This is a genomic window from Vibrio sp. SG41-7, assembly GCF_014164465.1.
Taxonomy (GTDB): domain Bacteria; phylum Pseudomonadota; class Gammaproteobacteria; order Enterobacterales; family Vibrionaceae; genus Vibrio; species Vibrio splendidus.
This window is the reverse complement of the sequence record NZ_JACJFF010000110.1, coordinates 1-16,398: the sequence shown is the minus strand read 5'-3', so window position 1 is coordinate 16,398 and position 16,398 is coordinate 1. Positions and strand designations below refer to the sequence as shown.

The 16,398-nt window shown below is 43.8% G+C and carries 12 protein-coding genes; 9 read left to right on the top strand and 3 right to left on the bottom strand.

Features of this window, described 5'->3' with window-relative positions; genetic code table 11:
• Window positions 1–176: 176 nt before the first annotated feature.
• The 4 genes from H5300_RS20945 to H5300_RS20930 all read left to right on the top strand — a co-directional run bounded on the left by H5300_RS20945 (window position 177) and on the right by H5300_RS20930 (window position 4,978).
• Complete coding sequence (locus tag H5300_RS20945) at window positions 177–1,049, top strand: LysR family transcriptional regulator (RefSeq protein ID WP_102463320.1); 873 nt, start codon at window positions 177–179, stop codon at window positions 1,047–1,049.
• 281 nt (window positions 1,050–1,330) lie between these two features.
• Window positions 1,331–2,230 carry a cation diffusion facilitator family transporter gene (locus H5300_RS20940; protein WP_182796776.1) on the top strand — a complete coding sequence of 300 codons (900 nt, stop codon included), beginning with the start codon at window positions 1,331–1,333 and terminating at the stop codon, window positions 2,228–2,230.
• Window positions 2,208–2,624, top strand: coding sequence for a MarR family winged helix-turn-helix transcriptional regulator (locus H5300_RS20935; protein ID WP_004733937.1), 417 nt, complete (start codon window positions 2,208–2,210; stop codon window positions 2,622–2,624). The genes H5300_RS20940 and H5300_RS20935 overlap by 23 nt, the downstream gene beginning before the upstream one ends.
• Before the next feature lie 629 nt (window positions 2,625–3,253).
• Window positions 3,254–4,978, top strand: coding sequence for a methyl-accepting chemotaxis protein (locus H5300_RS20930; RefSeq protein WP_029222346.1), 1,725 nt, complete (start codon window positions 3,254–3,256; stop codon window positions 4,976–4,978).
• A gap of 142 nt (window positions 4,979–5,120) precedes the next feature.
• Here the strand turns inward: H5300_RS20930 and H5300_RS20925 are convergent, their stop codons facing one another.
• Window positions 5,121–5,360 carry a PAS factor family protein gene (locus H5300_RS20925; protein WP_004733935.1) on the bottom strand — a complete coding sequence of 80 codons (240 nt, stop codon included), beginning with the start codon at window positions 5,358–5,360 and terminating at the stop codon, window positions 5,121–5,123.
• Window positions 5,361–5,599: 239 nt separating this feature from the next.
• Here H5300_RS20925 and H5300_RS20920 point away from each other — a divergent pair, with 239 nt between their 5' ends.
• The 4 genes from H5300_RS20920 to H5300_RS20905 all read left to right on the top strand — a co-directional run bounded on the left by H5300_RS20920 (window position 5,600) and on the right by H5300_RS20905 (window position 12,653).
• Window positions 5,600–6,598 carry a DHH family phosphoesterase gene (locus H5300_RS20920; protein WP_182796775.1) on the top strand — a complete coding sequence of 333 codons (999 nt, stop codon included), beginning with the start codon at window positions 5,600–5,602 and terminating at the stop codon, window positions 6,596–6,598.
• Window positions 6,599–7,085: 487 nt separating this feature from the next.
• On the top strand, window positions 7,086–9,275 hold the full coding sequence (locus tag H5300_RS20915; protein ID WP_182796774.1) for an immunoglobulin-like domain-containing protein: 2,190 nt from the start codon (window positions 7,086–7,088) through the stop codon (window positions 9,273–9,275).
• Between the two features lie 230 nt (window positions 9,276–9,505).
• Entirely contained in the window at window positions 9,506–10,426 is a 921-nt protein-coding gene (locus tag H5300_RS20910) for a LysR family transcriptional regulator (protein WP_182796773.1), read from the top strand.
• 181 nt (window positions 10,427–10,607) lie between these two features.
• On the top strand, window positions 10,608–12,653 hold the full coding sequence (locus H5300_RS20905) for a TonB-dependent receptor domain-containing protein (RefSeq protein ID WP_182796772.1): 2,046 nt from the start codon (window positions 10,608–10,610) through the stop codon (window positions 12,651–12,653).
• A 130-nt stretch (window positions 12,654–12,783) separates the two neighbouring features.
• Here the strand turns inward: H5300_RS20905 and H5300_RS20900 are convergent, their stop codons facing one another.
• Both H5300_RS20900 and H5300_RS20895 read right to left on the bottom strand, forming a co-directional pair.
• Entirely contained in the window at window positions 12,784–13,539 is a 756-nt protein-coding gene (locus H5300_RS20900; RefSeq protein ID WP_065605278.1) for a class I SAM-dependent methyltransferase, read from the bottom strand.
• A 351-nt stretch (window positions 13,540–13,890) separates the two neighbouring features.
• A complete protein-coding gene (locus H5300_RS20895; protein ID WP_182796771.1) occupies window positions 13,891–15,186 on the bottom strand; it encodes a diguanylate cyclase in 1,296 nt (431 codons plus the stop codon).
• A gap of 273 nt (window positions 15,187–15,459) precedes the next feature.
• Between H5300_RS20895 and H5300_RS20890 the strand changes: the two genes are divergently transcribed.
• Window positions 15,460–15,984 (top strand): GNAT family N-acetyltransferase, encoded by a 525-nt coding sequence (locus H5300_RS20890; protein WP_108085645.1) that lies wholly within the window; start codon window positions 15,460–15,462, stop codon window positions 15,982–15,984.
• The last annotated feature ends 414 nt before the right edge of the window (window positions 15,985–16,398 follow it).

Genomic DNA, 16,398 nt, shown 5'->3' with positions numbered 1-16,398 from the left:
ATTACATCAGGGCCATGAACACAATAATAATGTGCTCAATAAATAGGCCGAATATATGAAGGCAATGACTCTATTACCAAACGTGTAAAATTACTTGCAAACTGGGTGGGTCCATATATGACGATGGGGCATTCTTTACTTTAAGGGAATGATGTAAGTGATACGAGAGAGAGGACATGATGCTCGATATTAATTTGTTGAAAACGTTTGTGACGCTTGCGGAGTACAAGCATTTTGGGAAAGCGGCCAATGCACTGCACATGACACAACCCAATGTGAGTTTGCACCTAAAACAACTGGAACAACAAACGCGCATTAAGTTGATAGAACGAAGCCCATTTCAATTGACTCAAGCAGGTGAAAGGCTATTAGAGACAAGCCTAAGAACGTTACTCGAACTGCAGATTTGTCAGGCCGATCTCAATGCGATTAACGATCTCAAAATAGGGACGTTAACCATCGCCGTGAGTGACATCATTTCTCGATTCTTGTTGATTCGCCCGTTTCAGAAGTTCAAAGCGCAGTATCCGGGTATCGACCTTACCTTGTTGAATACCACATCATCTCAGGCATCGAGTTTAGTTAAGAACGCTCAGGCGGATATTGGTTTTGTTATCGCCAAAGAACAGCACAACGAGTCATTGTATTTCACTAAGCTACAAGAGCTTTCTTGGTGTGCGCTTGGCGATGGGTTTGATATCCAAGACTCTGATGCAGAGCTTACTTTGATTCTACTGGGTCATGATACGAGAACGCGTGACTTCATTGATGAAGGTTTACCAAGCCTTAATTTGCCTAATTATAGGGTGATGGAAGTAGGGAGTGTCGATGCTCAAATCGATTGGGCAGAAGCCGGATTTGGTGTGGCTATCGTGCCTGAGTTTGCGGTATCCACCAAGCAGTATCTGCATTCGAAAGTGACACCGTTGACCAACTTCTCGAGCACCAGCCTCGGTTATATTGTTCGGCAGAACCAAGTGTTGTCGAAAGCCACCAAGCAGTTGTTAGGTTGGGTGAATGATGAGATTACTCTGTTGCAAAACCAATAACTCCATCTGATCTTAGTGGCCCACCTCGTGTGGGCTTTTTTGTGTCTGCAAAGCGCAGCTGTTTCTCCACCTAATAGGCAGTCGAGCTAATTAGATCGCCCTATAAATTATTACTCTCCCATATCAGAGCCTTAAAATTCATCGTTGACAATGTTTGATAATCAAACTAAATTCCACTTATTGATTTGATAATCAAACTACTTGTAAGTCAAAGCACTTTTTTGAGCAAGATTAATCAGTAACGACTCCTAACATTGAACACACGAGCTAAGGACGCCATTTTGAGTTTTCCAACACGTCACCAACACAACTTTTCTTCACATAACAGCCAAGGTGAGAAACGCACGTTCTACGTTCTCTTGTTAACTATCATCACCATGGTTGTCGAGATCGTTGCCGGTACTATTTACGGCTCTATGGCGTTACTTGCCGATGGTTGGCACATGGGGACGCACGCTGCAGCGTTTGGCATCACCTTATTTGCATACCGTTATGCGAAGAAACATGCCGAGAGCGAACGTTTCTCTTTCGGTACTGGCAAAGTTAGTGTGCTAGGGGGCTACACCAGCGCGATTGCATTGGGTATTGTGGCATTATTGATGCTGGTGGAATCAGTGCATCGTTTATTTAACCCACAAGCGATTCAGTTCAATGAAGCGATCATCGTTGCTTGTATTGGTTTAACTGTGAATGTGGTGAGTATGTTTTTACTTGGCGATCACCATCATGATCACGGACACGAGCATGACCACAACCTACGCGCAGCCTACATGCATGTGTTGGCGGATACTCTGACGTCTCTGCTTGCGATTGTTGCGCTGCTATTCGGTAAGTTTTACGGTTGGAACTGGTTAGATGCGGCAATGGGTATGGTTGGCGCATTTGTCATTGCTAAGTGGACGATGAACCTTATGAAACAAACCAGCCCAATCCTGCTGGATGAGAATATCGACCAAGATTATCGTGACTCAGTGACTGAAACCTTAATGCCTTATGCGTCGGTCACCGATTTCCATATGTGGAAGGTGAGTGGGCATCACTATTCAGCAGCGATTACTCTTGAATCAAACAGTGATAAAACCGTCTCTGAATATAAACAAATGCTCGCCAAGTTTGATAAGATTAATCATCTTACTCTTGAAGTGCATTCAAACGACCATGCGAAATATAGAACAGCTTAACCAAATACTGACTGAGTTCTACGATAAAATGTCTTCGTGGGAGCAGTCTGTTGTCAAAGAGACAGGTTATTCCCTTGCTCAAGTACACACCATTGAAGTGCTTGGTATGCATGGCGCGTTAAGAATGAAAGAGCTCGCTGAAAAGTTGGGCATCACCACGGGTACACTTACTGTTCAAATCGAAAAGCTGGTTAAAGCTGAATTGATTGAGCGCCATGAACACCCAACAGATCGTCGTGCGATTGTGGTTGCCTTGACGGATGAAGGGCAGAAGATACACGTTCACCACAATCAGCTTCACTTGAATTTGGTTAGTGGACTAACACAAGACATCGAAGAAGATGAGAAAGCGGTGTTATTGAAGTGCCTAACCAAGATGGTAAAAGCGTTTTAGTCAGTCTTGAGTTCGCACCCTAACTCTTTAGCTGCAAAGCGATTTACTAGACAATCAAAAAATGGACCTGACTCGAATTGAGTAGGTCCATTTTTTTCGCCGTTTACGCTTTACTGTACAATCATCAATAGACGGATTCACTGTTTAAAAACCAAGTCAAAACCTCCACTATCGCGCTTCGCTCGTGCTCTTCTGGAGAGCCAAAAAAATGTCATCATAAATAATGCATCCAAATGTGCGTCAAAGTCTTTTAATTCAATGCCTTGTATACCATGACATTCAAGCCATTTATGTTCCGTCAAATAGCTGTCTCTCACTTTTATCATTCAACTAATGTACATGTATTCAATTTGTGTTATTGATGTTTTTATCTTTAGTGAAAAGATTCATTCTCTGTTTGAATACCATTGAGAATGTCACTGCTGGTGGGCTGAACAGTCGCTAGATTTAGTGCTCATTACTGATACAAAAACCATAACCATAACCATAACAATAACCAGGTCGCACGAGTTGTATTCCATGCTTCGATGCGATCAATTAGATACTCATAGTTAATTTAGTAAAGACGAGCCACGTATATGAATATAAAGAAAAAGCTCTATTCGTTGGGGATGTTCTCCATCTTCGGCATGATTTCATTGTTGTTTACCACATCGCAATTTGCAGACACCACCGCTCAAATGAGCGAAGCCAAACAAATCACCAAAGAACTTGAAGTGCGACTACTCAATCTTCGCCGTAACGAGAAAGATTTCCTATTACGTAGTGATATGAAGTACCTCGCCAAGTTCGACGTAAACTACAACAAATTCTTAGCGTCTGAATCTGAGCTAGATACAGTGCTCAGTGATTTAGGCTTAGCCAACAGCACACACCTACGTGAAGACATCGAAACTTACCACACCAGCTTTGTTAACCTAGTAAAAGCGAGCGAAGTCTATGGGCTAGCACGTGACAAAGGCATGCTAGGCGAGTTTCATGTTTTGCTCGATAACATCAGCGCGACAGCCAGTGCTGAACAAAAAATCGAGCTTTACCTGTTCAATGACTTAATTGAAAAGGGTGAGTTCGATCCGAGTGTTCTTTCTATTACTTCTAATGTTGGAAGCTCAACTGCTTTGATAGATGCTGCACGTCAAGTGGTTGAACAGAAGCGAGTGATTGGCTTGAAGCACAACGAAGGTCTGCTTGGGCAAGCTCGTTCGGGTTCTCATGCTATCGAAACTCAATTTAAAGAATTCTCAGCGGTATTAGACCAAGAAACCCAACAAGAGATGGACAAGCTATCGCTGATCAACAACATCCTTTGCGTCACGTTACTTGTGTCGATCATTTTGTTCAGCTGGTTAATCGTCCGTTCTATCATTGGTAAGATTGAGTCATTACTCTCGGTAATCCGCAACATCGTTGATTCTAACGACGTGTCTATTCGTTCGCACCTTGATGGCAAAGACGAACTCAGCACTTTAGGCCAATACTTCAACCAATTGCTTGATCAATTGGAGGGCTTAATCGCGGCATCTCAATCTAAGTCACTGCAACTGACACAAAGTACGTCGAACATGCATGACGAGCTAGAGTCAGTAATCAAACAGTTTGAAGTTCAAGCAAACCACACCTCTACAATGACAACGTCAGTGCAAGAGATGGTACTCACAATAGGTGAAATTTCAGAAAGCACATCAGTTGCGGCTGAAGGTGTTCATCAAGCAAAAGTGAATGCCGATAAAGGCCGTGAAGTGGTGGTTGATACGATCAGCAACATTACTCAGTTGTCTGAACGCCTTTCTAGCAGCCAAGATTCGATCAGCTCATTGAACCATCATGTTGATCAAATCGGCGATGCAGTAAACATCATCCAAGGCATTGCAGAGCAAACCAACTTATTGGCACTGAACGCAGCCATTGAGGCAGCACGTGCCGGTGAACAAGGCCGAGGCTTTGCCGTGGTTGCCGATGAAGTTCGTGCTCTTGCAAGCAGAACGCACCAATCAACGACTGAAATTACCAGTGTAGTAACGGCAATTCAAAGTCAAATGAACGCTTCTATGACCGAGATTGGTGAATGTAACCAACAAGGCCAACTGACTCTGAAAGATTCGGAAGAGCTCGACGCTAGCCTGCAGCTTATCTTAAGCGACATGGAAAGCATCCAGGGCAACTCTGAGCGTATTGCATCAGCGATTGAAGAGCAGGGTGCTGTTATGGCACAAGTGAGCGACTCAATCACCGAGTTAAACACCATTTCAAGTGATAACAACGCTTCGGCGCAACATTGTTTAGTTGAAGTGGATAAAGTCGCAGAGCAAGCCCATGAGATGGATAAAGCGGTGGCGCAGTTCAAGACCTCTTAAACATTTAGAGTAAACTAAACCAAAGGCGTGGATCATCTGCGCCTTTTTTGTACCTGAAATTCACGAGTCCGAAGGCGCGAATAAAAAAACGGCCCTATCTGGGGGAAGATTAAGGCCGCTATATTACGTATTTAAGGGGGTATTACTTATTTCGGCCTTCCAGCACATCCAGTGCCAGTTCAACCGCTTTATCAATATTGTCGCATCCCGCTAACTTACCTGAGCTGATAGGACCAAGCACATTAGCGTATAACGAGAGCTGCTTGTTAAATGGCAGGCTCAACTGCTCATATAAACGCTGGCGAATCTCGGCATGTTGCTCAGGAGCGTGAGCAGCAAGGCTTTTCAAAGTGTCATAAACAAGAGTGGTGGTAGTGTTCATTCGTCTCTTTATCATTAAGTGGGAGGCGCTTATTTTATAATCTTTTCAGGTTCGTTTACTGTGATATAAGTCATACAATATTATTAATGTGTTTATCTTTTGAATCTAATGAGAATAAGGCATTCCAAAATAGACTTAAGTATCTGTGAAATATAACTAAAATAATGACAGACTATCGAACACACGAACGAATTGGCGCGTTTCAGGCAAACGGTTAAATCTATAGGAAAAGGAACAACATGCACTACGACGTATTCAACGGAGACGCAGATGGCATAATCGCGTTGTTACAGCTGCGATTAAGTGAGCCAAGAGAGAGCGTGCTCATTACAGGTGTAAAGCGTGATATTAAGTTGGTCTCTCAAGTTGTTACTCAAATTATGGAGCCGGGTAAGCAAGGTGACATTTCTTCCGTTACCGTTTTAGATGTGTCGATGGAAAAAAACTTATCTGCATTGCACTCACTGCTAGACGCCAACATCAATGTATTTTATTGCGATCACCATCGAACTGGTGAGGTACCTGACTCTAGCTATTTGGATACTCTGATTGATACCGCGCCAGAGAGCTGCACGAGCTTGCTGATTAACCAGAAGCTGAATGGTGCGCATGTGGCTTGGGCAATCGCGGCTGCTTTTGGTGATAACCTAAAAACAGTGGCCGCGCGGCTAGCGGATGAAAATGGATTCGATCAATCTCAAACAGAGTTTTTAGAAGAGCTAGGTACCTTGGTTAACTACAATGGTTACGGTTCTTCATTAAGCGATTTGCATTTCACGCCAATTGAGCTCTACCAAACCCTTTATCAATACCCGAACCCATTTGACCTTTTAGATGATAAAAACTCTGTGTTTTATCGACTACGAGCTGCTTATCAAAATGATCGCCAACAGCTATCAAACCTTGCTCCTGTTTATGAAAGTGAAGTCGCACGTGTGTTTGAACTGCCAGGTGAGACGTGGGCAAGGCGCATCAGTGGTGTATTTGGTAATGAAATCGTTAATCAAGATCCAAACCGAGCGCAAGCAGTATTAACGAAAAACCAAGATGGCGAGTCTTACACGGTGAGCTTACGGGCGCCATTATCAAACAGAACGGGTGCAGACGAAATTTGCTCTAGCTTTGAAACGGGTGGAGGAAGAAAAGCAGCGGCTGGTATTAATCAACTTAATGAACTTGATAAGGTGAATTTTATTTCACTATTGGATGTATATTATTCATCTGGTGCCGAGGGTTAACTGAAAAATTCCTGAGGTATACATCCAAAATTCCACAAATTTTCACTCCTATATTCCGTTATACGTGTGTATCTCTAGCACATGTATGACGGCTATATCCAAGCTATTTTAGTGATGTCACTCGCAATGGTATCTGGTCTGAGGTCAGTAATTACGGTATGTTCGAATCGATTTTTGTCGATTTAAAGTTCGTTTTTTCCTATAGGTGATTTTTTATATTTTTGGTTAATTATCTATGTGAATTAAGGTTGATTAAATATTTGTATGGTCAATGTGTCCAGCCGAAAATAACAGATTTTAGCATTTCATTTTGAATGAAAAGTCAAAATCATATTAATTCTGATATTCAATCTGTGACTTAAAATCACAAGTTAAATCAAAGGTCATCTTTTCCTATAAATTCCATTACTTCTCTATAAATATTCATGATTACAATGAATGGGTTCGGTTGTGATTGGCACAGCTGTTAAGTAAGGAAGTGGGACTAATGTTGAAACGTAAAGCTCTACAATTAGCTGTGTCGGTCGGCATGGCCGCAATGTCTGGCGCTGTTTATGCGAATGGTTCAGATATGACGAATCCAGATTCTGGTGTCGTGGTCGGTTATTGGCACAACTGGTGTGACGGTGGCGGCTACCAAGGTGGTAATGCGCCATGCGTGACGCTGGATGAAGTAAACCCAATGTATAACATCGTGAATGTGTCATTCATGAAGGTTTACGATGTGGCTGATGGTCGAATCCCAACTTTTAAACTGGACCCAACCGTTGGGTTATCAGAAGAACAATTTATTGACCAAATTGCCGAGCTCAACAAGCAAGGCCGTTCTGTACTGATAGCGCTGGGTGGTGCTGATGCACACGTAGAACTTGAAACGGGTGATGAAAGAGCCTTTGCTGATGAGATAATCCGCCTTACTGAGCGTTACGGTTTCGATGGTCTAGATATCGACCTTGAACAAGCAGCAGTAACCGCAGCAAACAACCAGACGGTTATTCCTGACGCACTTAAGCTAGTAAAAGATCACTACCGTGCCGAAGGGAAAAACTTCCTTATTACTATGGCGCCTGAGTTCCCGTATCTAACGACAGGCGGTAAGTACGTTCCTTATATCGATAATCTAGAAGGTTATTACGACTGGATTAACCCACAGTTCTACAACCAAGGTGGCGACGGTATCTGGGTTGACGGTGTGGGCTGGATTGCTCAAAACAACGATGCATTAAAAGAAGAATTCATCTACTACATCTCTGATTCGCTTATCAACGGAACGCGTGGCTTCCACAAGATCCCTCATGACAAGCTGGTGTTTGGTATTCCTTCAAGTATCGATGCTGCAGCGACGGGCTTTGTGCAAGACCCTCAAGATTTATACGACGCGTTCGAGACCTTAACGACTCAAGGCCAACCCCTGCGTGGTGTAATGACTTGGTCTATCAACTGGGACATGGGCACTAACAAAAACGGTCAACAATACAACGAGCAGTTTATTAAAGACTACGGCCCGTTTGTACACGGTCAAGTGACGCCACCTCCAGTCGAGGGTGAACCCGTTCTTAAAGGTGTCGAAAATACCCGTGTTCTTCACGGCACAACGTTTGACCCAATGGAAGGCGTAACAGCAACAGATAAAGAAGATGGCGATCTAACGTCATCAATCGATGTTGAAGGTTACGTTGAAACCAGTGTGATTGGCACTTACGTTCTAACTTACCGAGTGAAAGACAGCCATAACAACGAAACCACTAAAGCGAGAACGGTAGAGGTTTACAGCCAGAAGCCAGTATTTAATGGTGTATCTGACACAACAGTTGTGTTGGGTACTGCATTTGATGCTATGGCAGGCGTGACGGCGAATGATGCTGAAGATGGCGACCTAACAAGCACCATCACACACACTGGTAGTGTTGATGTAAATGAAATCGGCAACTACACGCTTGTGTATAGCGTAACAGACAGCGCGAACCAAACTGTAACCGCTGACCGTAAAGTGTCTGTGACGGATGGTTCTAACTGTGCTGCTGCATGGGATGCCGACACCGTTTATGTTGAAGGCGACCAAGTATCTCATGACGGTTCAACGTGGGGAGCAGGTTGGTACACTCGCGGCGAAGAGCCAGGAACGACAGGTGAGTGGGGCGTTTGGAGAAAAGTTTCAGACTCTTCATGTGGTGGTAACCCAGATCCGGGCGATGACTTAGAGCTTGCAGTTTCAGGCCTTCAGTCAGAATATGCGCCAGATAACGGCAATGTTCGTTTAGACCTAACACTGACATCAAATGAAGCGTTAGATGTTACCGCTATGGTGCTCAATAGTGCAGGGACTGTGGTTGAGCAGACTCAGGTTAACTTAACGGACAGCCGCGCTATTACCATCGACTTGTACGATGTAGCGGAAGGGCAATATGCACTTGAAGTGGTCGGTAAAGCATCTGACGGTGAAATGGTGATGGTAAATGATTCGTTCGCTGTTAAAGACGGTGGCGGAACGACTCCACCTCCAGGTGATTACCCGCCATATGAAGCAGGCACAAATTACGCAGCAGGTGACATTGTGGTCGGCAGCGATAATGGCTTGTACGAATGTAAGCCTTGGCCATACACGGCATGGTGTGCAAGTGCGTCTTACGCTCCAGCAGATAGCCAATACTGGCAAGATGCTTGGACAAAGCTGTAGTCTGATAGCTCAACGCTAGCAACATAAAGTAGACGATCAAAGAGAGGCCATTGTGCCTCTCTTGTTTTATGTTCAAACATTTCTGACTTAGAGCTTCAAACCTTTCCTAACCTCAAACTCGGTTCTGCATTTTGCTTCAGATCAAAATAAGAGTGATTATCAATTGTGTTAATGTGGTGGTAGATGCACTATGCGCACACTGAATTTTTTCTGTTGTGAATATTTGCATAATGAATCTTGCCCAAGTCGACCTAAACCTACTCGTTATTCTTAAACACCTTCTTGAAGAGAAGCACGTTTCCAACACGGCGTTGGCGTTGGATATGAGCCAACCTACGGTGAGCCGATCTCTACAAAAACTTCGCACTGTGTTCAACGATGATTTGTTGGTGCGAGCTGCCTATGGCTATGAATTGACACCGAAAGCAGAGGTCATCAAACAAGACCTCAACTCTGTGCTTACGCGCCTGGAGAAACTGGTTCACGGAGACGTGTTTGAACCACAAACGAGTGATAGTACGGTTCGTTTTTTTGGTTTGGTTCCTCAGGTTTCACACCTTTTGCCTAAAGTAGTGGCACAAATTCGCCAGCAAGCGCCGAATATGGTTGTCGATATCGACTCGATTCCTAAACGACACTTTGAGCCCCTGTTATCCGGTGATGCGCATTTTGTGTTGTCGACGCATGAGCCATTAAGTTCTGAACAAAACCTGTATCGAATGTTCGTAATCAGTCGCGATTATCGGTTATTAATGAGCAAAGACCACCCTCTGGCGGATAAAGAGATCACCGTTGATGACCTGTTGAATAGCCAACTTGGTCAAATCTCACTGCAAGGGGATAAGAAGCTCTCGATTGAAAGTCGATTTAAAGATCTTGGTTTGATTGATAAGCAGCGCCAACTATCGATCCCAATTCAGTTGTCCAACTTCAATATTGCTGCGGATATTGCGGAGACGACCGACATTATTTTTCACTTGCCGACACCATTTGCGACACAAGCTGCCAATCAACGAGATTTAATTTGTAAACGCGTTCCCAAAGCGATCAGAAGCCCATCAGAAGATGTTTATCTCTATTGGCATAAACGTTTCCATAATGACCCTATGTGTCGTTGGGTTCGTGATTTATTTAAAGAGATATACACCTAATCTATTTAGGTGGTGAATGCTATTGAGGTGATGCTATTAAAATGAATATGTATTGGTTTCATTATTTGAAAGTTGAATAACGAGAATCAATTTTTGGTATGAAACTTTCGTTGATAAGAGTGGTAACTGGTTGTTTAATGCAAACCATTATCATTACCAATCACATATAAGAATGAATATCATGTCTGAGAGATCTCTTTTGATTCGCAAACCTCTTTTGGTTCGTAAACCCCTTTCGATCGCAGTCGCTGTTATTTGTACCTCACTTTCGGCTAACGTGTTGGCGCAAGAAGAAGCGCAAGCAACAGATGAGCAAATGGTTGTTACGGCAACTCGTACTGAAATGGCACTAAAACAAGCGCCGGCTTCAATGTCAGTGATCACCGCTCAAGACATTGAAGACAGTCCTGGTATTACTTTGGCTGACATCGTTGCAGAATCAACCAGTGTCGAATCTGACTTTGATAGCACACGTGCTGGCCGTCAGATGATTTCTATTCGTGGTATGGATTCAGATTACACGCTTATCATGGTTAATGGCCGTCGTCTAAGCTCGGCGAGTGCCATCATCCGTGGTAACGACTTCGACTTATCGACCATTCCTGCTGATTCGATCGAACGTGTTGAAATTATCCGCGGCCCAATGTCTGCACTTTATGGCTCAGATGGCATGGGTGGCACAATCAACATCATCACCAAGGCTCCTGAAAATGACTGGAGCTCTACGTTAAGCATGGACACTTCATCTCCGTTAGACGGTGATGGTGGAGAAGAGTACTCGATGGGCTTCACAACATCGGGCGCGTTAATTGAAGACGAGTTGTTTGCTCGCCTATCTGTTAACCAAACTAGCCGTGATGCTTGGCAACCCTATTCTGGTACGCATAGCTCTGGTTATGATCGTTCAGACATTACTGCGTTAGAAGAAAGAGAGACATTAAGCTTACTCGCGAGCCTGACATGGAATGCAACAGACAACCAAACCATCGATTTCGATTTTGGCTACAGTGACGACGAACGTGAATCATCTGCAGAAAACGTATCGTCTGTGATTGAGTCTGACACACGAGTAGTGCGTCAGAGCCAAGCGATTACGCACAGTGGCTTTTGGAGCTGGGGTGATACACAAGTTCGCTACTCACGCGAAAATGTGACTGACAACGACGCTGCGGATTCTGATACTAACTACAGCAGCGACGTAGAAGAGTTAACTCAAATAGCAGAAGCATCAGCGACGACTTATCTTGGTGATAATCATACCGTAACGTTTGGTATGGACTATCAGTTGAGCGAATTAACCAACAAAGAAAACTTGGTCAATGGCACATCAGAAGCGTATCAAGGTGCGTTATTTGTTCAAGACCAATGGCTGATGACTGAGCAACTAACCGCAACCATCGGTGGTCGTTTAGATAAGCACGAATTGTACGGTGAAGAGTTCAGCCCGCGAGTGTACTTGGTGCACCAAACAACGAATGATCTGATCATTAAGGGTGGCGTGGGTAAAGCATTTAAAGCACCAACATTGACCCAAAACCAAGCCGACTACACAGTTAACAGTTGTAAAGGTGCTTGTGATTTATATGGCAATGAAGACCTGAAGCCTGAAACGAGCTGGAACTATGAGATTGCAGCGATATACAGCCAACCTCGTTGGAACGTTGAAGGTGCCTTGTTCCGCAATGAAATTAACGACCTTATTGATCGTGATGAAACCTACTGCGAGAATGGCGGAATGTTTGAATCGGGTAAAGGGTGTGCCGATAGTTCTAGCTCAATTGGCTATGTGAAAGGCAAACGTACTTATACCAATGTGTCTGAGGCTGTGGTTCAAGGTGCTGAGCTTACTGGCCAATTCCAAATAACGGATGAATGGGGCGTATCTGGTAACTACACGTTCTTAGACACTGAAGACAAGTCTACTGGTGAAGAACTGCTTGAGCGTTACAAGCACTCGGGTTTAGTTAAACTGAACTGGAGCCCAACTTACGACCTGAACACCTTTGTTAGTGCGCGTTACCGAGGTGAGCGTAATATCGAAACTGATTTGACTCAAGAAGCCTACACTACGCTAAATATTGGTGGGGTATACAACATTAATGATTCGGTTAGAGTACGCGCAGGCATTACTAACTTGACTGACGAAGCGGTATCACAAGAGCTAGAGAGCATGGGTTATGTTGAAGAGCCACGTACTTACTACGTAGGTATGACAGCGGACTTCTAATCGAGAGTTCAGTAACTGATAGCTTGCTACAAAAGAACCCACACTGGCTAATGCTCTAAAAGGAGAGCGGCGAGTGTGGGTTCTTTTTTTGATCTATAGGTTTGGCTTAACTCGCCACGTATCTATTTATCTAGATTTTGACACATGTGATCAGCGCATTGCCGGACTGAGTATCCCAAGGAATCAGCTTATCGTAATCGTGCTCAAAAATATGAACCTCAAAGTAGGGTTTCAATATTTCAATGAGCTCCTTAAACGAGAATGCCACCATTGGGTGTTCATCATTCCAAACTTGTGTCTCACCAGCTGTTGTCTTTTCGATACTGAGTTTTAACGCCTGCTTGTCACCCTTGCCAGAGTAATACCAGCCTGAGCTGAACGTGAAATCATCTTGTTCAAGATTGGTGGTGTGTCGAACAAAAAGATCATTGCTGATCTTGTCTTTATCCACCACATTAAAACAAAAAATCCCCTCTGGTTTTAAAGCGCGATGTACGCTCTCAACACATTCTTTGAGCTTCTCGAAACCATCGTTGTAATGGATTGAGTATAAGAAGCAGGTGATCAAATCCAGAGGTTCCGCCACTTCAAAACTGCTCATGTTTTGCTCTGAGAAATTGGCTTCGGGGCAGCGAACCTGAGCGATATCTAGCATTGGCGCGTTGAGATCGAGTCCATTGCTTTGGTAACCAAAATCGATAAAGTGACGAACGTGTGGACCAGTGCCACAAGCTAAGTCGAGGTGAGTCTTTCCACCATTTCCGAAAATTTGATGTAGCCTACGTACGCAGTTACTTTGCGCTTGATAGTCAATATCAACACACATTAAATCGTAGTAACCGGATAGGTCGGTATAAAGTGCGTTGGAAGAAATAGTAGCTGACATATTGGCGGACATAAGTGCCTACAGCGTTAGCTGATATAATGAGGGTGGCGCATCATATACCGAAATGTCGAAATCGCAATCAAATATTCGATCAAGTTATGTGCTTTAATTCTCGGTGGCTGTACTTTAATTATGTGTGGCTGTGCTCAATTTGTACGGTTAGCCGACTCATTTAGCGCAAGCTTAAAAAGGCGGTGGATTATGAAGGAGAACTGGTGCGTTATGCAGGAGAGCCAGAGGAACATGAAGGAGAGCTGGTGGGTTATGTAGGATAGCCAGTGGATTGTGAAGGAGAGCCAGGGGATTATGAGAGAGAACTAGTGGGTTATGCAGGAGAACAAGGAGCTGCGATCAAGCTAGTGCTTCATAGCAAGCCACATCATCGTTGATCGATACTTGGTTTTTACCATTCGCTTTCGCACGATATAGTGCATCATCGGTAACACGAATAAGTGTATCAATGGTGTTGGCAGAGTGGCACTCGCACTGGTTGGTAACGCCAATACTCACGCTCGTTGTAAAAGCGCGGCGATTAATACCAAAGAAGGTATGTTGATTGAAGGTGTGGCAGATTCGTTCGCTGATGATTTTGGTATGGGCCGATTTCGCTGTTGGAATGAACACAATAAACTCCTCGCCACCCCAACGTCCAACTACGCCACCTAACAACTCAATGTGAGTTTTAATGGTGTCTGCTAAGTGCCTAATCACCGTGTCACCCACTGTATGCCCAAATCGATCGTTAATCGATTTGAAGTCATCAATATCAATCAACAGACATGACATCGCCATATGCTGATTTACCGGCTTCTTGAGCCAATCGTAAATAGCACGACGATTGAACACATGCGTTAAGTCATCATGCATCGCTCGATGCAGCAACTCCCTTTCTAGTAATACTTTATCGGTGACTTCTTCAAGGATCACTTGTATCGCGTCTTCACCTTCCCAGTTAATCACGTTGTCATAGAGGTTGAAGTATTTGTGGGTGCCATCAAAGCATTGGTTAGACACCACGGAACTAAAGTTGGGTGTATTGCCATTGAGAATGTTCTCGCAGCGTCTGATGGCCGTTGAACGCTGATCTTCAGGTACGATGGATAGGATAGAGTCCATCGCAAGCACTTGCTCTATTGAGTCTGCACCTTGTTGTTCTACCCATGCTTGGTTGACCATTAAAGGTTTGAAGTTTCTATGGATCAGGATCCCTTGTTTCGATGTATTAAGTAGCTTGCGATACATGCGATCCGTTTTGTTACGTTTGCGCTGAGCTTCGACTACGGATGTGATGTCGATGATAGTGACTTGGAGGGCGGGTTTACTATTGAGTTCAATAATGTGTGATAGACAAAAGATAGAGATGTTGCGGCCATTGGCTGGAATATCGGTGTACAATTTTCCTTTTTTTAGTTTGCCTTTTATAGCCTCTAAGTAACGTTTCTTGGCTAGCTCTTGGTAACTGTCAGGAACTAACGCATAAACAAATTCAACGTTCAATAACAGCTCTTCACGGGTTCGGTAACCAAAGATCTGAGCGATTTCGTTGTCGACATCAATAATTCGGTGATTTTGCAGTGTCATGCGCCCTTGCGCGGAATCGAAGTTCTGGCAGGGTGTCGTGGTGGTTAAATCTAATTGAATGCTCATATCGACCTGGCTACTTATTTGTTAAATTGAAACAGGTGTGTTCCTCGGCGTAGTGACCACACAGGCATTGTGGAACACTTTTATGAAGAGACTAGATAAGAAAAATATGCTATCTAGGTAAGGTCAGTATGGCATTTATAATTTCATGATTAATCGGTAATTTTACTGGTTCAAACGAAGTTTTTGAAAAGAAAACAATCAGGAAAGCAGGCCAGTAATTAAAGCCAAATCACTCAAGCCAAATAAGCGAACTAAACAAGGAGAGTTGAGGTAATGAAACCAGAAATAAAAGCACAGGATTCAATGGGAAACGGAACAGCATTGGAAAGCAGCACATCAATAGAAATTAAGCTTGATGACTTGTCGGGTGGGGAAGTCGTTGAATTGCTTGAAGAACACCTTGCCGATATGTATGCCACGTCACCAGCTGAAAGCGTTCATGCATTGGATCTGGATGGACTTAAGTCGCCAGAAATTACCTTTTTCAGCGCTTGGAAAGACAGCCAACTGCTTGGGTGTGTTGCCATTAAAGAGCTAAATACCCAACATGCTGAACTGAAATCAATGAGAACCTCACAGTTTGCTCGAAAGTCAGGTGTTGCAAGCCAACTGTTACAGCATGTAATAGACACAGCAACCGTTCGCCAGTATCGACAAATCAGTTTAGAGACAGGCTCAGAAGATTACTTTAAGCCAGCGCGTAACCTGTATGAAAAGTTTGGCTTTGGATACTGCGAACCCTTTGCTGACTATGTGTTGGACCCGCACAGCAAATTTATGAGTATTGAATTGCGGTAGATGAGGTAGATGAGGTAGATGCGGTCGAAATTGTAGATCGAAGTAAAAGAAAGATTCCCTATCACGTTCGTTCCTCACTGTAGGGAATGACAGGGTGGGTGTATCTCTACGTAAAAAGTGACACGGTTGTAGTTCCTCGCTGTTAAGAGTGAGGTGGTTGTAGCGCCACACAGTAGGAAGTGACGTGCACAACATTGACTTGATTCCCCAGCGTCATTCCAGAACCGAGGGATGAGGTATGTGGAATCTCTAACCGCAAAGCGAGATTCCCTATAACGCTCGTCCCTCGCTTTAGGGAATAATGAAATGGACCCACCCTTCTAAACGGCGTCGCAATGCGCCAAGATGAATATTAAACACAATCATCTAACTGAGGGTAGGTCCATATGAAAACTATAACGATCGGATTAGATA